The following is a 21862-nucleotide window of genomic DNA, read 5'->3' on the forward strand; positions in this document are numbered from 1 at the left end:
TTCTTGATTTAGATTAATTATAAATTTCTTCGCAATCGGGGAAAGCTGTTTTCTTTTCGTACTTTTAAAAAAAGAACGAACATGAAAGATATTGTAAGACAGAAAATAGGAATTAATGTAGATGTTATGGACCTGCTTAATGAGCAGATTTCCAAAGAGGCACATTCTGCAGCAGTGTATCTAGCCATGGCCTCATGGTGTGATCATAACGGACTGGTGTATAGTGCAGAGTTCTTCTACAAACAATCGGCCGAAGAACGGGAGCACATGCTTAAGATATTTAAGTTCATCAATGAAAACGGCGGCACTGCGTATTCTCCCGAGGTGAGTAACATAAATCATGAATACAATTCCCTTCAGGAAATCTTTGAAACTGCGCTGGACCAGGAGATACAGATCACAAAATCCATCAACAATATAGTTACCAAATGTCGGAAAGTACAGGATTATGGATCTGAAAACTTTCTACAGTGGTTCGTGAAGGAACAAATGGAGGAAGAAAACCAGTTCCGAAGAATCCTTGAGATGTTCGATCTTATGGGTACCGATGGTATTGCACTGAAACTTATTGACGAACGTATTAAACACGAGTAATCTACCTCCCGTTGAAAACTAAAAAGGACGCCGTTTGGCGTCCTTTTTAGTTTGCTTAAGTTTTCCATTTTTAGTCTCTTCCCAAATAGATACTCAGAAAGTAGAGTAAGGTAGCAAGAGAACCAATTGCAGCCACCACATAAGTACGGGCAGCCCATTTAAGAGAATCTTCTGCAGCTTTATGTTCCTGGGAATTCAGCATATTTTCTGTCTCCAGCCAAACAAGTGCTCTTTTACTGGCATCGTATTCTACAGGAAGAGTAATAAAGCTGAATAAAGTACCCATTGCATATAGAATAATTCCTATGAGCAATACGGTTTGTCCCACCCCTACCGACACCATCGTCATAAGGATCAAACCTCCAAAGATCGCCCACTGGGAGAACTGTGAAGCCACCTGTACCACCGGCACTAACTGACTTCTCATTTGCAGCCAGCTATAAGCATTGGCATGTTGAATGGCGTGTCCTACTTCATGAGCTGCCACTGCAGCTGCTGCCGCATTTCTTTGAGTATATACTGCTTCACTCAGATTAACTGTTTTCTTAGAAGGGTTATAATGATCTGTCAACTGCCCGGCGGTGGAAATCACCTTAACATCATTGATCCCATTATCCCTAAGCATTTTTTCGGCAATCTCACGACCACTCATCCCGTTTTGCAGGTGCACCTTTGAATAGTGCTTGAATTTGCTCTTTAATTTATTACTAACATAAAGACTCACTACAAAGATGAGTCCGGCGATGATATAATATCCCATCATAGTTTTAAAAATTATTTTGTTGAAACTCTAATAACAAAAATTCGGCCAATTTACATTTTTTTCTGAAACTGCAACTTTGTCCTATCCCGCTGCTGCTGCGACTTCAGGAAAAAATTAGCCAACAATATTTACGATCTTGCCCGGCACAATGATTACCTTCTTAGGCTCCCTGCCATTCAACTGCTGCTGCGTCTTCTCATGAGCCATCACCGTCTTCTCGATCTCCTCCTTACTCATGTCTAATCTTAATTCCAGAGTGAAACGCATTTTCCCATTAAATGAAATAGGGTATTCCTTGGTGCTTTCTATAAGATATTTTTCCTCGTATACAGGATATGCTGCCGTTGTGACCGAACTGTCATGCCCCAGCTTCTGCCAAAGTTCTTCTGCAATATGTGGTGCATAAGGTGCAATAAGAACAACCAGCGGTTCTAAAACCTCCCGAAAATTGCATTTTTGAACCGAAAGTTCATTGACGCATATCATAAATGTACTGACAGAAGTATTAAAGCTAAAATTCTCAATATCCTCTGTCACCTTTTTAATAGTCTTGTGCAGCGTTTTTAGAGAATCGACTGAAGCTTTTCCATCACTCACTTCAAAATTATTGTCATGGTCGTGATAGAGGTTCCAGAGTTTCTTCAGGAAGTTGTGGACACCTGTGATCCCGGCCGTATTCCAGGGTTTTGCCTGCTCCAGCGGACCAAGGAACATCTCGTACATTCTTAGGGTATCGGCTCCATAATCCTCACAAATATCATCGGGATTCACCACATTGTACTTGGATTTGGACATTTTTTCGACTTCGCGTCCAACGATATATTGACCGTTTTCAGTGATAAACTCAGCATCGGCAAATTCGGGCCTCCACTTTTTAAAAGCTTCTATATCCAGTTCATCTGAAGCGTTGACCATAGACACATCTGCATGTATTGCCTGCACGTTATGAGCTTCAGACATTTTTTTGGAAACGAATTTATTCTCCCCTTCCAGCCTGTAGACAAAAGCACTGGTTCCCAGGATCATCCCCTGATTGATCAGCTTTTTAAATGGTTCCTCAACAGTCAAAAAGCCTCTGTCAGTAAGGAATTTCGTCCAGAATCTGGAATAAAGCAGGTGTCCGGTGGCATGTTCGCTTCCGCCAATATACAGGTCCACATTTTCCCAGTATTGCAGCGCTTTTTCAGAAGCAAATTGCTCCTCATTATGCGGATCCATATATCTGAAGAGATACCACGAGCTTCCTGCCCATCCCGGCATGGTGTTCAATTCCAGCGGATACACAGTTTTATGGTCAATCTTTGAATTTTCAACCACCTCATTCTTTTCTTTATCCCAGGCCCAATCTGTTGCATTTCCTAAAGGCGGTTCTCCTGTTTCTGTAGGTAAATATTTTTCTACTTCGGGAAGACGCAACGGTAAATGCTCTTTTTCGATCATCTGCGGAAGTCCGTTCACGTAATAAACCGGAAATGGTTCTCCCCAATATCTCTGGCGGCTAAAAACCGCATCTCTCAATCTATAGTTCGTTTTTCCTTTCCCCTGCCCGATCTTCTCCAGCTCTAAAATGGCTTTTTGAAGGGCTGCTTTATATTCAAGGCCGTCAAGGAAATCTGAATTCGCGATCACAGTTCCTTCCTTACCTGAATAGGCTTCTTCAGAAATATCAACATCCTGAAATATATTCCTGATTGGAAGATCAAAATGCTTTGCAAATTCGTAATCTCTCTGATCCCCACATGGAACTGCCATCACGGCTCCTGTCCCATAGCCCGCCAATACATAATCTCCAATCCAGATTGGCACCGGCTCTTTAGTAAAAGGATGCTCGGCATAAGCCCCGGTAAATACTCCGCTAATGGTCTTGACATCGGCCATTCTTTCACGCTCGCTCCTTTTGGCCGTAGCTTCGACATACGCCTCCACCTCATCTTTATGCTCGGCCGTAGTGATCTTCTCCACCAGCTCATGCTCCGGCGCAAGGGTCATAAAAGTGACTCCGTAGATCGTGTCCGGACGCGTAGTAAAAACAGGTATCCACGCATCTTTATCATTAATCCTTATTCCTTTAACCTTAAACCTTACAGATGCTCCCACAGATTTCCCGATCCAGTTGCGCTGACTCTCTTTTAGACTTTCGGTCCAGTCGATAGTATTTAGCCCTTGGAGCAGTCGCTCTGAATAAGCTGAGATACGCATGCTCCACTGGGTCATTTTTTTCCTGATCACCGGATATCCTCCTCTTTCTGAAACTCCGTTGACGATCTCGTCGTTGGCAAGCACAGTCCCCAGTTGATGGCACCAGTTTACTTCAGATTCGGCCAGGTAAGTCAATCTGTATTTTAGTAGTTGTTTTTGTTTTTCTTCAGAAGAGAAGCTGTTCCATTGAGACGAACTGAACTGCTCCACATCATCATCGCAGGCTGCGTTCACGCCACTATTGCCTTCTGCAGCAAAGATCTCTTCAAGTTCAGATATTGGTCTGGCTCTTTCAGAATTATGATCGTACCAGGATTCAAAGAGTTGGATAAATATCCACTGCGTCCATTTATAATAGTCAGGTTCACTGGTACGCACTTCCCGGCTCCAGTCAAATGAGAATCCAATCTGGTCCAGCTGCTCGCGGTAACGATTGATATTAGCTTCTGTAGTAACAGCCGGATGTTGCCCTGTCTGGATCGCATATTGCTCTGCAGGTAGCCCAAAGCTGTCATAACCCTGCGGATGCAACACATTAAAACCCTTATGTCTTTTAAATCGGGCGTAAATGTCACTGGCAATGTATCCAAGGGGATGCCCTACGTGCAATCCTGCTCCCGACGGATAGGGAAACATATCGAGCACGTAATATTTTGGTTTATCAGAATTATTTTCGGCTTTGAAGGTCTGGTTTTTTGCCCAGTACTCCTGCCACTTTTTTTCAATTTGATTGAAGTTGTACCTCATTTTAATGATTCAGCGTCACAATTTTACAAGTCCGGAAACCTTCCGGAGAAGCGCAAAAATACGTTTAATGTACGAAAGTGAAAAGTTTGATCGTTTTAAAGAAAGGGATTGATTTACTTTCTTATTTTTACACAAATTTATGCAGCCGTCCTATGAGTTCATCTTTTGAAAAGTATCAAAAAAGACGTCTTATTTCTTCTTATTTTTCGGTCGTGATCAGCATAGCGCTGGTCCTTTTTCTACTCGGATCACTGGGGCTTTTGGTGCTCAACACCAAAAAGATTGCCGATCATTTTAAGGAGCAGATCGCTCTTACCATATACCTGAAGGATACCGCTAAGGAGGTGGAGATCAACCAGCTCAACAAAAGCCTTGCTTTAGCTGAATACACCAAATCCACCACCTATGTAACCAAAGAAGAAGCGGCAGAAGCACACAGCAAGGAAATTGGAGAAGATTTTATGGAATTTCTGGGTTATAATCCACTGCAGAATTCCATAGACGTATATCTAAAAGCCGACTATATTACCTCGGGTGAGGTTGATACAATTGCAGAAGAATTAATGGCAAAAAGTTTTGTGGATGAAGTGGTATATGACAAGCCACTTATTTCCCTGCTTAATGAAAATGTTACTAAAATAAGTTTTTGGATCCTGGCCATAAGTGCGGTATTTACTTTTATTGCTGTGCTGTTGATCAATAGTTCCATCCGCCTGTCCGTATATTCTAAGAGGTTTATAATTAAAACCATGCAGATGGTAGGAGCCACGAAGAGATTTATTCGGAAACCCTTTATCTGGAAAAGTGTGAAACTGGGAATGATTGGAGCCCTTCTGGCTTTGATAGGCATGGGAATTGTTCTTTACTATATGGACAAAAGCTTCCCGGAACTGGCACTCTTAAATGACATAGGTCTTTTAGCCGGGTTATTTATTGGTGTATTCCTTTTAGGAATTATAATTACCTGGTTAAGTACCTTTTTTGCCACCCAAAGATTCCTGAACCTGAAAACCGACGAGTTATACTATTAGATGAGCCACGGATGCACAGATAATTTTAGGGAGACTCCGGAATTATTAAAGATGCCTGAAAAATACTATTTTTGAAACCCAAAGACCTCTATATATCTGCGGCAATTAATTGATATTAAATGAACAAGAATAAAAAGCCTTTACACAAGCAGGATCTTAATTTCGTATTTGGAAAGAAGAACTATGTAGTTATGGGAATTGGTCTCGCTTTTATTGCTCTGGGTTTTATACTCATGGCCGGAGGCGGGAGTGACGATCCCAATGTTTTTAACGAAGAAATTTATAATTTTAGAAGAATTCGCCTTGCACCTACCCTGGTACTCATTGGTTTTGCCATTGAAGTTTACGCAATCCTACTTAACCCCCGAAAATAATTAATGGAAGTTGTTGATGCCGTGTTCCTTGGAATCATCCAGGGACTTACTGAATTTTTACCTGTTTCATCCAGCGGACACCTGGAAATTGGAAAAGCTTTATTAGGAGATAAGAGCATTCCCGAGGAGTCTTTGATGATCACCGTGGTTCTGCACTTTGCTACCGCTCTTAGTACTATGCTGGTCTTTAGAAAAGATGTAGCCGAGATCTTTCGTGGCCTGTTCTCCTTTAAGTGGAATGAAGAAACAAGATTTTCGATAAAAATCATCTTATCTATGATACCGGCTGTTATTGTAGGTGTCATGTTTGAAGAAGAATTAGAGACTCTCTTTGGTGGAGAACTTACTTTTGTCGGCTTCATGCTTTTAATCACTGCATTACTGCTTTGGTTGGCCGATAAAGCAAAACATACAGGAAAACCAGTGAGTTATAAAGATAGTATTGTGATAGGAGTGGCACAGGCCATTGCAATTCTTCCGGGGATTTCCCGAAGTGGAGCAACAATTTCCACTTCAGTGTTGCTGGGAAATGATAAAGGAAAAGCTGCCCGATTCTCTTTCCTTATGGTAGTACCGCTTATTCTGGGAAAAATAGCCAAGGATATTTTAAGTGGGGATCTTGCAAATTCAACTGTAGAACCCATGCCTCTTTTGGCAGGTTTTATTGCTGCTTTCATAGCCGGCTATGCCGCCTGTACCTGGATGATTTCGCTTGTGCGTAAAAGTAAACTTTCCTATTTCGCTATTTACTGTTTTATTGTTGGTACAATTGCTATTTCTTACGAATATTTCTTTGCAACTTAGATAATGACTGAAGAAGACTTTAAGGCCGGACAAATACTCCTTTTTGACAAGCCGCTGGAATGGACCTCATTCCAACTGGTTAATAAGGTGAGATGGCTAATAAAAACAAACTTCAGGATTAAAAAGATTAAAGTTGGCCATGCGGGAACATTAGATCCTTTAGCTTCGGGATTACTCATCCTTTGCACCGGGAAATCGACAAAACTTATTGAAAGTCTTCAGGGACAGGAAAAAGAATACACCGGTACTTTTACACTCGGTGCTACCACTCCTTCCTACGACATGGAAACCGAAGTGGACCAGACCTATCCTACAGATCACCTGACGGAAGAGAAAATTCATCAGGCAACAGCAGCTTTCTCAGGAGATATCCAGCAGCGGCCACCTGTGTTTTCAGCTTTAAAGAAAGACGGAAAACGGCTGTATGAATACGCCCGAAGCGGAGAAGAAGTAGAGATTCCTACCCGGGAAGTAAATATTTCAGAATTCGAGATCACGAAGATCGATCTTCCAAAAGTGCATTTTAGAGTATCATGCAGCAAAGGAACCTATATTCGAAGTCTCGCGCATGACTTCGGAAAGGAGCTCGGCAGTGGAGCATATCTGTCCTCACTTCGCCGCACCCGGATAGGAGAGTATAAAGTTGAAAACGCATTAACAGTAGATTCTTTCGTAAATGAGTATCTTTCCCCGGAGGAAGAGACTTAACAATGGATTTTTTTGACCAACATAAGGCACTGATCATTACCATCCTTATCTTTTCGATATTGATCCTGTCCATGTACAACATCAATATCTCCAATGAATCCAAAAAGATAAGAGAAACTCTTATTGAGCTTAATGACCTCCGACCCGAACCTGCTCCCGAAGAACAACAACCAGAACCCGAAGAGACCGAACCTCCTGCCCCGCAACCTCAGCAACCAAATTTCGAAACCCACAGAGCTTATAATCAGAACCAGCAGGAGAGCCAGAAAAACCTGGAGTCCAGGCTGGATGAGATCTTCCAGAAGAATGCAGCCAAACAGGACGCTTCAGAAGAGGAATCTACTGAACCTGCAAAGGGAGACGTAGCGCTCAACAATAACAGAACACGGGAGCGACAAAAAGCTTCTGAAGGAGATAACAGCACTAAAAAGACCTCTGTAACGCCGGGAACCATGAGAAGTAGTTCTATTTCTTTTTCTCTCCTGGGTCGCACGGCGGTAGATATTCCAAATCCTATTTACACCTGTGACAGGCGGGGCCGGGTGGTGGTGAATATAACAGTGAATGCGGCAGGAGATGTCGTGAGAACTTCAATTAATAAAAATGCATCTTCCACAAGTAATCAGTGTCTTACAGACATGGCCCTGGAATATGCAGCCGGAGCAAAATTTTCCAGGCTGGCCGGCAGGGATTCCCAGCCCGGCACTATAACTTATAATTTTCAGAATTAATGGAAGAAAAGATCCGTTGTGGCTGGTGCGTGGGTGATCCCCTTTACGAAACTTATCACGACCGGGAATGGGGAGTGCCTTTAAAAGATGATGTCTCAATTTTTGAGTTTTTGATCCTGGAAACTTTTCAGGCCGGACTGAGCTGGATCACCATTCTTCGGAAAAGAGAAAACTTTAGAAAGGCCTTTGATAACTTCGATTATCTAAAGATCTCAAATTATCCAGAAGCCAAAGTTACCGAACTAAGGCAGGACAGCGGCATCATAAGAAATGGCGCTAAAATTCGTGCGGCGATCACCAATGCCCGGGCTTTTATGAAGGTGCAGCAGGAATTCGGAAGTTTTTCTAATTATATTTGGAGCTTTGTTGATGCAAAACCTCTACAGAATGACTGGCATCATTTAAAGGAGGTGCCCGCCACCACTCCTGTAAGTGAAGCTTTAAGTAAAGACCTTAAGAAGAGAGGATTTAAATTTGTGGGACCTACTGTAGTATACGCGCATATGCAGGCTACGGGAATGGTGAATGATCATATCACCCAATGCTTCAGGCATAGGGAAGTTAAAAAACTATAAACTTCAAAATATGATGTTTCAAAAATGGCATATTTCGCTACTCTTCCTAGCGGTGTTATTCCTGGGAAACAGCAGAATTGCTCTGGCTCAGTCTACTCCCCGTTCGCTCCTGTGGGAACCGGAATTTGATATCACACTGCCTTCAGATAACTCCTGGGAATTTACTTTTGGACTTGCCAACAGATACCTGTTCCAAAGTGATTTGAACGATGAGCGGATCCTCGAGGACGATCAACAGCATTTCGAACTCAATCAATTTACCACTTACAAAACAAGCAGCAATGCTGCATTTAGTTTAGGCTTCAGGTACAGATTCCGGGAAATTTTTGAGGGTAGCAGGCAAGATGAATTCAGGATCATCGAACAATTCACCTATAAACATCGCGGCACTTTTCTAACTCCGGCACATCGAATAAGATTTGAACAGCGTTTTAGAGAACTTACTATTTACAGGTTACGCTACAGAATAGGTATTGCTCAACCTCTTAACGAGGATTTTGGACTCAGCTTTTCTACTGAATTCCTTTATAGTATGGTAAAAGATCTTAGGCCGGAAACAGATCAACGTTTCACGCTCAAAATTGGAAATTCTTCCTTTAGAAATCTGGATCTAAGTGCAGGGGTTGAATTACGACGGGAGGATTATACAGGAGCGCCTTCAAGTGAGATCTATATTCTTAGCAGCGCCAGTATCCAGCTTTAACCAAGGTATTCAAGAAAGACACTGCGGGGGATCTCACCGGCACCCAGGCTTTCAAGGTGTTCTGTATATATCTGGCAGTCTATTAATTTCACTCCTTCTTTTTCCAATTTTTTGACCAGGGAAATGAATCCGTATTTTGATGCATTGCTGACCTTTGTAAACATGCTTTCCCCACAGAAAATTTTCTTTTCTTCCAGATAGATTCCGTAGAGACCACCCACCAGAACCTCTTCCTGCCAAACTTCTACAGATCTTGCAACCCCTATTTTGTGAAGATCGAGATAAGCTTCTTTCATCTCAGAAGTGATCCAGGTTCCAGGTTGTCCCTCCCGTTTCATTGTTGCGCAGTTTTGCATTACTTCTTCAAAAGCTTCATTAAATGTCACTTCAAAAGCATCTCTTTTCAGAAGTTGTTTCATGCTTTTGGAGATCTTCAGGTTTTCGGGAAACAAGACCATCCGGGGATCGGGGCTCCACCAGAGAATAGGCTGAGAGCTGTCATACCATGGAAATATTCCGCAGGAATAGGCTCTGAGAAGCCTTTCAGGAGAAAGATCGCCACCATAGGCCAAAAGACCTTCTTCAGTCGCAGTCTCCACGGGAGGAAAATCGTCTTTTGGAGTAAGAAATTTCAAAAGCAGGTTTTTTTTCAGAAGTAAAAATAAAATAAAAATAGAATGCAGAACTCTTTACCCATCTAAGCTGTTAAGAAAATGACAATCCAAACTAATCCGGCTTTCAACCGTTACATTTTAATTAAATTGAGAATAAGACCCAATGAGACTATTTTTTAATGATCCAAAAAGCTAAAAAATCTTATTCTTCTTCGACATATTTACTCCTTTTTACCTTCCTGTTATTTTATCTTCCCCTGCATTCCCAGGATACACATGCACTTTTACTGGAACCGGTCGTACGGGTGGTAATAAATGATACGGATAGCTGGTCCTATTCTTTCGGAGTGGCACATCGGGGCATTCTGCTCGAAACCTATGATAAAAAAAGGATAAATGGATATAATACCGAGCACCTGGAGTTCAATCATTATACCCGGTATAGAATTTCCGGGAGTTCAGCTGTGGCCCTGAGATTCAGGTACAGGATCAACACCTGGTTCAATGAGAGTCGTACTAACGAGCAAAGGATCATTCAGGAGTACCTTTTGGTTCCGGGAAGTTCATTCCTCAACCTCTGGCACCGGGCGAGATTTGAACAAAGATTTGTAGATGATTTTACCATCTTTAGAGGCAGGTACAGGATCGGAATAACACAAGCGCTATCTCAGGAATTTTCTATAGGTGCTTCTACCGAAGCCCTCTACAGCCTGTCTTCAAAACTTAAACCCCAGCCCGAACAGCGTTTCATGCTAAGCCTTGAAAATACTTCTATCGATGATCTGGATCTAAATGTGGGGTTGGAATACAGATTGGACAATTACATAAGAGATCCGGTGAGACACACATTCATTTATACGTCGGCCACTATTTACCTTTAGACCATTTTACCTGTTAAAGTTAAAAACCCCGGAACTTTCGATCCGGGGCTTTTAAAATATATTTGATTTCCTTAGAATGGAAGATCGTCGTAATCTTCTTCATTAAGATCACTTGCAGGCGCAAACTGATCTGCCGGAGGTACCGCACCACCACCCTGAGGCTGGGCTGCAAGATTTTCTATTCTCCATCCCTGGATAGAATTGAAGTATTTAGTCTCTCCCTGTGGATTTACCCATTCCCGTCCACGAAGGTTCACCCCTATCTTAACAGGTTGTCCTACAGCGAAGTTATTTAAAAGGTCACATTTGTCCTGCACAAACTCTACAAGTATGTGTTGTGGATACTGCTCCTCTGTAGTTACCACTACCTCTCTTTTTCTAAACCCATTACTTCCAAAGGTCTGGGTTTGACCTATCATTTTAATTTTTCCTTGTACTTCCATATCACACGTTTTTTGCTAATAATATTTTCCAGGCTGTCCCCGGGTCATCGTTCTCTAAATATTTTTTGGCTTTCAAATGAATTTTCTCCTCATCATTATTTTTAATTAATTCTGAAAGCTCGCTGTTTCCGTTCAATAGATCTTTCACTTCCTGAGCAGTCGGCAACTTCTCAACATTTCCAAGTCTGCCCAGATCATTTCCGGAAAGATACCTGCTGTTTCGAATGTCTTCGGCAATAGAGTCAATTCCAATACCTAATGTCTGCAAAGGCTTGGGCACCTGAAACATACCGGGAGTTGCCCTGGTGTACCAGTTGCCTCCCATTCTCGCTACAAGATCAATTTTGTGCTGATCAATATAGCCTTTTTCATCTAAAATATCTTCCTGAATATGCATTTTTAGCACCTCACAAATAACAAGATTTCCTGCACCGCCTTCGCCCCCTAATTCTACTATTTCATTGATCCTGCATTCAAAATGCACCGGAGACTCCTTTACACGAAAAGGTCTCACAATGTCTGACCTCATCATGGTGAGGCCGGCCTTTTTAAATTCATTTACTCCTTCGGCATATTCTGTACTGGAAAGCGATACCTGCTGCACAATGTCGTAATTCACCACATTGATCACTACTTCTTCCGTAGCTTTCGCATTATTATAGGTGTGCTTTACAGTATTATCTCTTCCACGACGCGCAGGAGAAAAAATCAATATGGGTGGGTTAGCACTAAAAACATTAAAAAAACTAAAGGGCGACAGGTTAGGCCTTCCCTGCCCATCAATAGTGCTGGCAAAAGCAATAGGTCGTGGACCAACAGCTCCCAGCAGGTATTGATGCATTTGGGCAACAGGAATTTCTTTTGGATCTATGCTAAGCATTTTCAAGATTTTGGCAAAGGTAACGAAACAGCTTAAGAGATGAAAAATACCCTGCACAATATTAATTTCCTTAAAACGCTTATATTTAATCACAATTAAAGTACTGCCCTACATGAGGTTTTCAGACAAACGAAACTTTCGCCGCTGGTTTATTACAATTTCCTCCCTCATCATTATTATGCTCATTGTCTGGAATGCAGTTGCCTTTTTTCAGCGGATCAAGGAAGAGGAAAGACAAAAAATGAATATCTGGGCATCTGCCCAGGTTTATCTGGACCAGGTGGATACAGATACTGGCCTTGATCTTTATCTCGAGATCATCAACAGTAACTCGAGTATACCTACCATTCTGGTAGACGAGAATGGAAAAATAGTGGACGCCATCAACATTCCAACCGAGATCACAGAAAACGAGGAAAGGCTTTCAGATTATCTTCAGGGGCTAAAAAGCACTAACGAACCTATAGAAATGGATTTGGGCGAAGGTCGTATCAACCAGGTATTTTACGGTAACTCACCCATGCTTACCAAGCTTAAATATTATCCTCTGGCGCTCATTTTAATTATCATCCTTTTTATTGCAGTAGTATATTTCTTTTACAAGACCACAAAAACCAGCGAACAGAATAAATTGTGGGCAGGTATGGCCAAAGAAACTGCCCACCAGATAGGCACCCCACTTTCCTCTCTCATTGGCTGGACAGAAATTCTTAAGACAGAAAATGTAAATTCAACCTACATTACCGAAATTGAAAAAGATGTAGACAGGCTTCGGACTATCACAGAACGCTTTTCCAAAATAGGATCTTCCCCCACCCTTGAACCTGAAGATATTGTGGAAAGAACCGGGGAATCATTTGAATATCTCAGGGCCAGAAGCTCAAAACTGATAAAATTCAGCCTTAACATGCCCGATGAAAGGATAATGGTAAATATGAATGCCCAACTTTATAGTTGGACCATCGAGAATCTTGTGCGAAATGCCATCGATGCCATGAAGGGGAAAGGAGATCTGGAGATAAAAATGAAACACGATTCTAAAAATGTGTACATCCTTATAAGTGACACAGGAAAAGGAATCCCTAAAAGTAAATTCAAACAGATCTTTGAACCCGGATACACTACCAAGAAAAGAGGCTGGGGACTTGGTTTGTCACTCGCACGCAGGATCATCGAAAAATATCATCAGGGCCGGATTAGAGTGTTAAAAAGTGAGATCAACAAAGGAACTACTATTGAGATCCTGTTACACAAGGCTAATATTGTTGCATAACCTCTTTTAACTGCGACGGAATTGGCAGCGCCTTATCTTCACTGAAATCAAAGAAAACAGCAATATCCCTACCTTCAGCACAAACTTCTCCCATTTCATTCAGGATTACCTGGTCCAGGCCAAAGCTACTGTTTTTGATATACGCCAATTTGGTTTTCACTGTAGCTGTTCCTGGATAAAACAGTGATTTTTTAAAATCACAGTGCGTGGAAACAAGGATAGCTCCCTTGTTAGATTCAGAAAATAATTTAGCGAGCCCCGTTGCCTCCCAAAAATTCACCCTGCCCGATTGCAAAAACCTGATAAAGGTGAGATTATTGACATGCCGGTACATATCGAGGTCGCTAAAATCTATCCGCAGGTCGAGTGAAAGCTTATAATCATCTAAATTCACCCGATCTTATTTTTAATGTCCTCTGCAATTTGACTGAATTCTTCTTCAGAAAAAGAAAGGCTTTGGCCAAAATTCATATCTCCCATGCTGTTAAGGGGAATAAGATGTACATGCACGTGGGGTACTTCCAGCCCCACCACAGCCATTCCTACTCTTTTGCAGGAAACGGCCTTTTCAAGTCCTTTAGCCACCTTTCGGGAGAACGCCATGAGGCCCATATATGTTTCCTCATCCAGATCAAAGATCTTGTTAACCTCTTCTTTAGGAATACAGAGGGTATGCCCTTTAGCATTAGGCCTGATATCTAAAAAAGCCAGAAATTTTTCATCTTCAGCAACCTTATAAGCGGGAATTTCCCCGTTGATTATTTTGGTAAATATTGTTGACATAGTTTAATTTTTAAAGCAACAAGTTAACATTTTAAGCTAAAGCTCAGGCATAAAAAAATCCTTTCCGCAGAAAGGATCCTTCAAAAAAGCATTTTAGGCAGCCTAGTCACGTGTGATCTCCAGGATCTCAAATTTCATTGTCCCCGCAGGCACATTGATTTCTGCCACCTCACCAACTTTCTTTCCAAGAAGACTTTTTCCGATAGGACTATCAACAGATATTTTACCGGCTTTAAGATCGGCTTCACTTTGGGCTACAAGTTTGTATTTTACTTCTGTTCCATTGGTAAGGTTCTTAATTCTCACTGTAGAATGAACAAGGGCTTTAGAAGTATCCAATTGGGACTCATCAATTAGCCGGGCGTTAGAGTAAACTTCTTCCATTTTTGAAATTTTCATTTCAAGAAGTCCCTGGGCTTCCTTAGCTGCATCATATTCTGCATTTTCACTAAGATCTCCCTTATCACGGGCTTCGGCAATAGCCTGAGAAGCCTTTGGCCGCTCAACATCCCTTAATCGGTTAAGTTCGTCCCTTAATTTCTTTAGGCCTTCTGCGGTATAATATGATACTTTACTCATAATTTCATCGTTTATATAAATAGAAAAAATCCCATTCGCCGACGGGATTTACACAAATATAGTAAATTAAAATATCCAGTACAATTAGAATCACGTAGCTTTGGCAAAACCTGATATGAAGCATATTTTACCTCTTTTACTCCTGGTCTTAACCTGTTTGGCATGCTCATCTGACGATGACCTGCGTCAGAACCCATACCTTCCTAACCTGAATTTCTCGGTTAATATGGATCTAAGCCTGCCGGAATACAACCAACTTAATTTTCCGGGAAATAAATATATCACCAGAAATTACGGAATAAATGGAATTGTCATTTTTAATTTAAACAACGATCAATACCTAGCTTTTGAACTTACAGATCCAAATCATGTCCCCCAGGCCTGTTCGAGCCTTACGGTAAACGGTACTGAAGCAAGCTGCTCCTGCGACGGAAATAAATACGACATCATCACGGGACAGCAAATTGCAGGGGAGGGAACTTACACTCTTAAGCCTTACCGCACCCGCAGAACAGGAAATGTATTGCAGATCTCGAATTAAGACATTAAAAAGAAAAGGCATTTGAGGAGAGGTTCCTAAAATGCCTTTTTTGAATCTTCTTTAGAATTTCAGGGTCATCCCTACCAGGAAATTTCGGGTGGCCTGCGGATAATATCCTGCACCATCATAGGTCACCCCTTCATAATCGTAAGTGTAGTAGTACCCGTTAGACACATATTCTTCACTAAATATGTTATTGATAAGGCCTGTAAGAACCACTTCCTTAAACACAGGTGCCGATCTCCAGGTGTACTGCACATTAAAGTCATTTACAAAATAGCTGTCCAGACGCGCTTCTTCATTCTGCAGGTTACTCATATACTGCTCTCCCACATATTTTGTAAGGAATTTAAGCTCCAGCCCATCAACGGGCCTGTATTCAAGAATATTTCCGGCCACTACTCCCGGAGAATATGAGATATCTGTTTTACCAAAGCTTTGCAGTTCTCCATCCCAGCTTGCGAACCAGTCATCATTTTTATTCCGGCTGATTGCGACATTAGGTCTCCAGCTGAATTTTGGATGTAATACTACTACGGCATCCAATTCAAGACCCAGCCTGTAGCTGTTCCCGCTGTTTCTCCTTATGGGGGCCCCCACATCATTCAGCTCTCCCGTAAGCACCAGCTGATTGCGGTAGTCCATATAATACAGGTTTGAATTAAGCTGAAAGTTCCCCGACAAAAATCTCCAGCCCAATTCATAATCATTCAGCTCCTCGGGTTCTGGATTTCCCGCTTCATAATCTGTACGGTTTGGCTCCCGGTGTGCCCTGGCAAATGAAAAATAGAGCCTGTTGTTTTCTGAAAATTTATAGGTCAGTCCGGCTTTAGGATTGAAGAACGTATGTGTGTCATCAACAATAAAAGGAATATTTTCTTCCTCCACCCCGTCAACTTCATAATGTATCCTTCTTAACTGAAGATCTCCATAAAGGCTAAGTGCTTCTGAAACTGCCACGGTTGCCTTCCCATACACATTAAAATCACTTTTTTGAGATGAGTTGTCGTAATAACGCTGCAATGGCAAACTGGGCGCAAAACGGGTATAAATGATTTCTCCAAAATGGTCTCCTTCATAGTTATTCCAGGCGCCACCAAGAATTAGCTCCAGATTATCTGTATCATATTGCACATTAAAAGTGGTTCCGTAGAAATCATTGACCAGCCATTTTTGGGTAACCAGGTCACTTCGGGTGATTTCCTCACCATTAGCTACAAATGGTTCCAGCCCATATTGGGTGAGTCTACGATTTGCCCGGTAGGACTCATAAAATCCTCTTCCATAGGTATAATGAAGGGCAAGGTTGGATGACCAGCCGCCACCATACCTCTCATTCCACAGTAACTGGAAATGATCCTGCTTATAATCATCAACATGATTGTCGTAAAACTGTAAATTCCCATCGTTGTCTTCATAAGCCCCGGCAGGATTAAATCTCCGGTTTTCCTGTAGTTGATCTGCATCTATCCCATCCCAGGCCTGGTAAGTTACTTCGCTTCCGCCAAAGGTGAGGGCTTTTATCAAACTGGTTTCTCCCACGTAAGATCCCTGGAAGAAATAAGATTTTAAATCTGAAGAGGCACGATCTATATATCCGTCACTTTTGATCACAGAGGCTCTTCCGGAGAATTCCCAGTGGTCATCAAAAATTCCGGTGCTGAATTTAACAGTGTGCTTTCGGGTATTATAGGATCCAAAACTGTTAGCAATCTCTGCAGAAGGAGCATAGTTATATCTGTCAGTTAGTATATTCAGACTTGCTCCAAATGCGCCGGCCCCGTTTGTTGAGGTTCCCACCCCTCGTTGCAGCTGAAGGTCTTCAACAGATGACGCGAAATCTCCCAGGTTGACCCAGAAGGTTCCCTGGCTTTCGGCATCATTATAGGGAACTCCGTTGATGGTGACATTAATTCCCCGGGCTTCTGTACCTCTTACCCTGATGCTGCTATAACCAATTCCCGCACCGGCGTCGCTGGTAGTAACCACATTAGGCATATATTGCATTAAAGTAGGAATGTCCTGTCCCAGGTTGCGATCCTCGATCTCCTCATTGGTAAGATTGCTGTAGGTAATGGGAGAGGCTGCAGTTACACGAACTGCTGAAAGAAATACCTCATCCAGCACTTCCTGTGCATCGCTCATGTCAACATTGAGTACAAGATCTTCAGAGAGGTCAATCCTTATTCTCTTTTGGTTCCCGAAAGAAAAAATAAGATGATGTACTCCCTCTTTCAACTGAAGCTCATAATTACCCTGAGCATTGGTTTGAGTAAAGCGGGAACTGCCATCGGGTCGTACGAGCACACCGGCAAGAGGCGTTCCGCCATCTGTCACTGTTCCCGACACCTGGAATTCCTGTGAATAACCGCTACCTGCGGCAAGTAAAAAACTGAAAATTAAGAAAACATGTTTCATTCGTAAAAAATGGTTACGAATAAAAGGGGCTGTTATTCCTGTTGTTATAAAATAAAAAATCCTGATAACCATTAGCGGTTAACAGGAGTGCTATACTTGCAAGATGCTGTTTTTGCATCTTTCCCTTGGCAGCATTACCTGCCCAGGTTCTTTGGGTATGATCTCAGCTTCCTACGGCTTTCACCGAAGTAGGCACCCCTTTGAGACGCGGCAAAGGTAAGAGCTTTTTTTTGATTTAACCTAATTTTTGAAGGTTTGGAAAAGAAAGCTTTTAATTTTACAGAATCAGGTTAATTATGGCTAAGAAAAGGTCTTCTATAACGTTCACGGTATTTGCCGGTTATCTTCTACTTACGGTTCTTATGGGACTTGCGGTATGGTTTATTTATAATCAGGTAATTGATTATGCAAGCATGACCGGAAGAAGTGCCTCCGGAAATCAAAAACTCCTGCTGGTGGGAGATGCTGCCACCAAATTATATGAAGCGGAAAGCCTTAGCCGCCAGTTGATCCAAACCGGAGATATCGAGGGGCTGGATACTTATACACAAAAAATAGATTCTATTAAGACTACCCTGGCTTCCCTCCAAAATTTTCGCACTGATAGTTCCCTGGACCAGGAGATTGACAGTATCAACGTGCTTTTATCCCGTAAAACTGAAAACCTCAAGGAACTTCTCGAACTTAGAGCATTGGGAGAGACCGAGAGTTATTATGCCCGCGTACTGAATGAACTGCAAAGGGTAGATGAAAATTTCGAAAGAAGAAATTACGAGCAGCGTTTCAAGGACTTACAACCTCATCAACGCCAGCTGCTAATAAAACTGCTTCAATATTCAGATGCCGAAAACCCGGAACCTCCCGGGATCACTATAGATTCCCTGGTCAATTCGGTTAAAACAGTTTTGAGTCAGCTGGAGACGAGGGAAAGAAGATACAGGGCTGCTCTCAGAGCACAGGAAGATCAGCTGCTGGCAAATGAAGTGGAATTAAACAGTAGATTGAGAATCCTTTTTTCAACCCTGGAAACAGAAGAGAGACTTGCCTCTCTTGACCAGGTAGCAGCCTGGCAGAATACAGTAGAAGAAACCTCACGGATCATAGGATTTCTTGGAGCCGCCAGTCTCATTGTAATTCTCACTTTTGTTTTTCTCGTTACCCAGGATGTAATAAAAAGTCAGCGTTACCGTAAGGAACTTGAAGCAGCAAAAACTTATGCCGAATCCCTGCTCTCCAGCCGGGAACAATTTATGAATACTGTTACACACGACCTTAGATCCCCTCTAAACTCTGTAATTGGCTATACGGGTTTGCTAGAAAAGAGTGGACTGAACAAATCACAGAACCGTTACCTGCGGCAGCTCAAGAAATCTTCAGATTACCTGTTACACCTCGTAAACGACCTGCTGGACCTCTCGCGACTTGAAGCCGGAAAAATGTCTATTGAGGAGCTGGCCTTCAATCCGAAGAATTTGATCGAGGAAACAGTTGAAAATGCAGTACCTCCCGAAAAGCCGCGGGAAGTAGAGGTAATCACAGAAGTAGCTAATGAACTGGATAGACCAGTGATCACAGACCCTTTCAGGATCAAACAGATCCTCACAAATCTGGTAAGTAATGCCTGTAAATTTACACCCGAAGGCAGTGTGAAGGTGCGGGCCTGGCTGCGGGAGTCGAAACATAATCCTGTGCTATGTATTGAAGTAAAAGACACCGGTATTGGAATTTCCGAATCCAGGAAAGAACGTGTTTTTGAAGAATTTTCACAGGAGGACAACAGCATTGAGAAACGCTATGGAGGTACAGGTCTCGGATTGGCAATCAGCAAAAAATTAACTGATCTTTTACAGGGAAGGATCAGCCTTGAAAGTGAACCCGGAAAAGGCAGCACCTTCCTGCTGGAAATTCCTGTGGATTATGCAGCCCAGAACGAAACACCCGGTCCCGGCACAGCTGTACAGATAAAGGATCCGGAGAAACTCAGTGTCTTAATAGTCGATGATGAACCGGCTCAACTGGGACTCTTAAAAGAACTCATCAGGAGTACAGGCATGTCATTTCGCACTGCAAAAAATGGCAGGGAGGCGCTTGAGAAGCTAAAGAATGCAGAAGCAGACCTTGTGCTTACAGACATTCAGATGCCTAAGATGGATGGATTCGAGCTTCTGAGAAAAATCAATGATGATCCCAAATTACAACACCTGCCTGTAGTTGCGCTTTCGGGGCAGCCTAACATAAGTCCTGCAGAATACCTCAAAATGGGATTTCGCGGTAGCCTTTTAAAACCTTATTCCTCGCAGAAATTACTGCAGATCATTGGGGATCTGCTCAACATAAAATTAGCCAATGTAGCCGCTCCCGCTCCTGTTTCCAAAGATCCGGACAAAGATTACAGCCTTAATGAAATAAGAAATTTTGCAGGAGATGATACTGAAGCCATGGATGCCATTCTTACCGCTTTTATAGAAAGCACCAGGTCAAATCTTCTGGCGCTGGAACTTGCCCATAAAAAAGCTGAAAAAAAGAAGATTTCTGCCGTTGCTCATAAGATGCTACCAATGTTCAGGCAACTACAAGTCCCGCATATAATAAGCAAACTAGCTGTTCTGGAAACTGCTGAAAGCAAAAAACAGCAAGAAGTTAATGTGAAGCAGCTTATTGGAGAGATAAACAATCTGCTAACGCAATTACAAAAGGAAATTAAAGCTTGATCCCGTACTGCTTCAGTTTATTGTAAAGTGTTTTCCTGTCGATGGAAAGCATTCGTGCAGCTTTACTTTTATTACCGTGGGTTTTTTCCAGAGCATCAAGGATCAGTTCCTGTTCATTTTTACTCTTGAAAAGGCTAAAGTGTTGCTCTTCTTTCTGTTCTTCCCTGGCAGCAAGAACTTCGGCAGGCAAACAGGTGGAAGAGATGTATTCTGTTTCAGAAAGAAGCACCGCCCTTTTTACCACATTTTTAAGCTCCCTAAGATTTCCCGGCCAGTGATAAGACTTAAATGCAGCTATGGTTTTTTCAGAAAACCCGGTTATATCTTTTTCAAGTTCCTTATTGGCACTATCAAGAAAGTAATTTGCAAAGATCATTAGATCTTCATCCCTGTCTTTAAGAGAAGGTACTTTTATAGAAAATTCATTCAGCCGGTGATAGAGATCTTCCCTGAATTCACCTTTTTTAACCAAAGCGAACAGGTCCTCATTTGTTGCTGCAATTACCCGAATGTTTACATTGATCTCTTCATTACTCCCCACCGGCTTCACCTTACGCTCCTGCAGAGCACGTAACAGCTGCACCTGCAATTCGTAATTAAGGTTTCCTATTTCGTCCAGGAATATCGTACCACCATTAGCCGCTTCGAAATGCCCGGTTTTATTATTTACCGCTCCGGTAAATGAGCCTTTAACATGCCCAAAAAATTCACTTGATGCCAACTCCCTGGGAATGGCGCCGCAATCTACTGCGATAAATGGAGCAGAATTTCTTTTACTCTTATCGTGAATACTTTTTGCGATCTGCTCCTTTCCTGTTCCACTCTCTCCCATTATGAGAACAGACATATTGGTAGGAGCGACAAGCTCGATATAATTATTCAGTTTTGCAGAAGCCTCGCTTCCTCCTTTGATATAAGTATCTTCTATTTTTGTCGGCTGTGCTTTGGCAGTTCTTACCGCAGGTACATTCCCTTCATCCTGCAAGGCCTCATTAATAGCTTTCATGATTACCTCAGGATGGAATGGCTTGGCGATATAATCTAAAGCCCCTTCCTTGATCGCATTTACAGCCATACTTATTTCGGCGTAGCTGGTCATCATGATCACCCCGGTTCTTTCACCTTTTTTATTTATTGCCTGCAGGATTTCCAGCCCCTCCTTGTCGGGAAGACGTACATCAGAAATTACCACATCATATTTCTTTTTCGCTACAAGATTTAGTGCTTCTGTTGCAGTGTATACAGCATCTACTTCACAGTCTTTTTTGACCAGAAAGGTTTTGAGCATGGTGCAAAATGCCACATCATCTTCAACTAAAAGAATTTTAGCCATAGGGTGTTAGAAATTATTGACAAAATTAGAGTTTTATGCCCCTTAAAAACCAAAAATAAGCATAAAAAAAGGGAGCTATAAAAAATAGCTCCCTTTTCGACAATTTTCCCTTTTGGGTAAAATATCCTCCGTTTTACAGTTCACCGGTATTGCTCTCCTGTTGGTGAAAAACAATTA

Annotated in this window: 22 protein-coding genes; 12 read left to right on the plus strand and 10 right to left on the minus strand. The window is 42.1% G+C overall.

Annotation, left to right across the window (positions count from 1 at the left end):
* Window positions 1–81 precede the first annotated feature (81 nt).
* Window positions 82–594 (plus strand): ferritin, encoded by a 513-nt coding sequence (locus G564_RS0108615; RefSeq protein ID WP_029037307.1) that lies wholly within the window; start codon window positions 82–84, stop codon window positions 592–594.
* Window positions 595–664: 70 nt separating this feature from the next.
* Here the strand turns inward: G564_RS0108615 and G564_RS0108620 are convergent, their stop codons facing one another.
* Entirely contained in the window at window positions 665–1357 is a 693-nt protein-coding gene (locus tag G564_RS0108620; protein ID WP_029037308.1) for a zinc metallopeptidase, read from the minus strand.
* A 114-nt stretch (window positions 1358–1471) separates the two neighbouring features.
* The gene (gene leuS / locus G564_RS0108625; protein ID WP_029037309.1) at window positions 1472–4303 is read right to left on the minus strand and encodes a leucine--tRNA ligase; all 2832 of its coding nucleotides are present in this window, start codon (window positions 4301–4303) and stop codon (window positions 1472–1474) included.
* Window positions 4304–4455: 152 nt separating this feature from the next.
* Here leuS and G564_RS0108635 point away from each other — a divergent pair, with 152 nt between their 5' ends.
* From G564_RS0108635 to G564_RS0108665, 7 genes are all read left to right on the plus strand, one after another.
* Complete coding sequence (locus G564_RS0108635) at window positions 4456–5334, plus strand: cell division protein FtsX (RefSeq protein ID WP_029037310.1); 879 nt, start codon at window positions 4456–4458, stop codon at window positions 5332–5334.
* Window positions 5335–5453: 119 nt separating this feature from the next.
* A complete protein-coding gene (locus G564_RS0108640) occupies window positions 5454–5708 on the plus strand; it encodes a DUF3098 domain-containing protein (RefSeq protein WP_029037311.1) in 255 nt (84 codons plus the stop codon).
* A 3-nt stretch (window positions 5709–5711) separates the two neighbouring features.
* A complete protein-coding gene (locus G564_RS0108645; protein ID WP_029037312.1) occupies window positions 5712–6512 on the plus strand; it encodes an undecaprenyl-diphosphate phosphatase in 801 nt (266 codons plus the stop codon).
* A 3-nt stretch (window positions 6513–6515) separates the two neighbouring features.
* Window positions 6516–7220, plus strand: a complete 705-nt coding sequence (truB, locus tag G564_RS0108650) for a tRNA pseudouridine(55) synthase TruB (RefSeq protein ID WP_029037313.1) — start codon at window positions 6516–6518, stop codon at window positions 7218–7220.
* A 2-nt stretch (window positions 7221–7222) separates the two neighbouring features.
* The gene (locus tag G564_RS0108655; protein ID WP_029037314.1) at window positions 7223–7951 is read left to right on the plus strand and encodes an energy transducer TonB family protein; all 729 of its coding nucleotides are present in this window, start codon (window positions 7223–7225) and stop codon (window positions 7949–7951) included.
* On the plus strand, window positions 7951–8526 hold the full coding sequence (locus tag G564_RS0108660) for a DNA-3-methyladenine glycosylase I (protein WP_029037315.1): 576 nt from the start codon (window positions 7951–7953) through the stop codon (window positions 8524–8526). The genes G564_RS0108655 and G564_RS0108660 overlap by 1 nt, the downstream gene beginning before the upstream one ends.
* Before the next feature lie 10 nt (window positions 8527–8536).
* Window positions 8537–9229, plus strand: a complete 693-nt coding sequence (locus tag G564_RS0108665; protein ID WP_037373739.1) for a DUF2490 domain-containing protein — start codon at window positions 8537–8539, stop codon at window positions 9227–9229.
* Here G564_RS0108665 and aat read toward each other — a convergent pair.
* On the minus strand, window positions 9226–9864 hold the full coding sequence (gene aat, locus G564_RS0108670; RefSeq protein ID WP_029037317.1) for a leucyl/phenylalanyl-tRNA--protein transferase: 639 nt from the start codon (window positions 9862–9864) through the stop codon (window positions 9226–9228). The genes G564_RS0108665 and aat overlap by 4 nt on opposite strands.
* A 158-nt stretch (window positions 9865–10022) precedes the next feature.
* On the opposite strand from aat, the gene G564_RS0108675 reads away from it, so the two are divergent.
* The gene (locus tag G564_RS0108675) at window positions 10023–10724 is read left to right on the plus strand and encodes a DUF2490 domain-containing protein (protein ID WP_029037318.1); all 702 of its coding nucleotides are present in this window, start codon (window positions 10023–10025) and stop codon (window positions 10722–10724) included.
* Between the two features lie 71 nt (window positions 10725–10795).
* Here G564_RS0108675 and G564_RS0108680 read toward each other — a convergent pair whose 3' ends face one another.
* Entirely contained in the window at window positions 10796–11167 is a 372-nt protein-coding gene (locus G564_RS0108680) for a DUF3127 domain-containing protein (RefSeq protein WP_029037319.1), read from the minus strand.
* A gap of 1 nt (window position 11168) precedes the next feature.
* On the minus strand, window positions 11169–12047 hold the full coding sequence (locus G564_RS0108685) for a flavin reductase family protein (protein ID WP_029037320.1): 879 nt from the start codon (window positions 12045–12047) through the stop codon (window positions 11169–11171).
* A 112-nt stretch (window positions 12048–12159) separates the two neighbouring features.
* Between G564_RS0108685 and G564_RS0108690 the strand changes: the two genes are divergently transcribed.
* Window positions 12160–13320: a sensor histidine kinase gene (locus G564_RS0108690; RefSeq protein WP_029037321.1), complete on the plus strand. Its 1161-nt coding sequence runs from the start codon at window positions 12160–12162 to the stop codon at window positions 13318–13320.
* Here G564_RS0108690 and G564_RS0108695 read toward each other — a convergent pair.
* The 3 genes from G564_RS0108695 to greA form a co-directional block, all read right to left on the minus strand.
* On the minus strand, window positions 13304–13714 hold the full coding sequence (locus G564_RS0108695; protein WP_029037322.1) for an acyl-CoA thioesterase: 411 nt from the start codon (window positions 13712–13714) through the stop codon (window positions 13304–13306). The two genes, G564_RS0108690 and G564_RS0108695, sit on opposite strands and share 17 nt — an antisense overlap.
* Window positions 13711–14103 carry an HIT family protein gene (locus G564_RS0108700; RefSeq protein WP_029037323.1) on the minus strand — a complete coding sequence of 131 codons (393 nt, stop codon included), beginning with the start codon at window positions 14101–14103 and terminating at the stop codon, window positions 13711–13713. Before G564_RS0108700 ends, G564_RS0108695 begins: the two co-directional genes overlap by 4 nt.
* Window positions 14104–14205: 102 nt before the next feature.
* A complete protein-coding gene (gene greA / locus G564_RS0108705; RefSeq protein WP_029037324.1) occupies window positions 14206–14682 on the minus strand; it encodes a transcription elongation factor GreA in 477 nt (158 codons plus the stop codon).
* A gap of 115 nt (window positions 14683–14797) precedes the next feature.
* Here greA and G564_RS0108710 point away from each other — a divergent pair, with 115 nt between their 5' ends.
* Window positions 14798–15223 (plus strand): Rieske (2Fe-2S) protein, encoded by a 426-nt coding sequence (locus G564_RS0108710; protein WP_029037325.1) that lies wholly within the window; start codon window positions 14798–14800, stop codon window positions 15221–15223.
* A 60-nt stretch (window positions 15224–15283) separates the two neighbouring features.
* Here the strand turns inward: G564_RS0108710 and G564_RS0108715 are convergent, their stop codons facing one another.
* The gene (locus G564_RS0108715) at window positions 15284–17641 is read right to left on the minus strand and encodes a TonB-dependent receptor (protein WP_029037326.1); all 2358 of its coding nucleotides are present in this window, start codon (window positions 17639–17641) and stop codon (window positions 15284–15286) included.
* 296 nt (window positions 17642–17937) lie between these two features.
* Here G564_RS0108715 and G564_RS0108720 point away from each other — a divergent pair, with 296 nt between their 5' ends.
* The gene (locus G564_RS0108720; RefSeq protein ID WP_029037327.1) at window positions 17938–20352 is read left to right on the plus strand and encodes an ATP-binding protein; all 2415 of its coding nucleotides are present in this window, start codon (window positions 17938–17940) and stop codon (window positions 20350–20352) included.
* Here G564_RS0108720 and G564_RS0108725 read toward each other — a convergent pair.
* Entirely contained in the window at window positions 20342–21685 is a 1344-nt protein-coding gene (locus G564_RS0108725) for a sigma-54-dependent transcriptional regulator (RefSeq protein WP_029037328.1), read from the minus strand. The two genes, G564_RS0108720 and G564_RS0108725, sit on opposite strands and share 11 nt — an antisense overlap.
* Window positions 21686–21862: the final 177 nt, after the last annotated feature.

Source organism: Salinimicrobium xinjiangense DSM 19287 (assembly GCF_000423585.1).
Lineage (GTDB): Bacteria > Bacteroidota > Bacteroidia > Flavobacteriales > Flavobacteriaceae > Salinimicrobium > Salinimicrobium xinjiangense.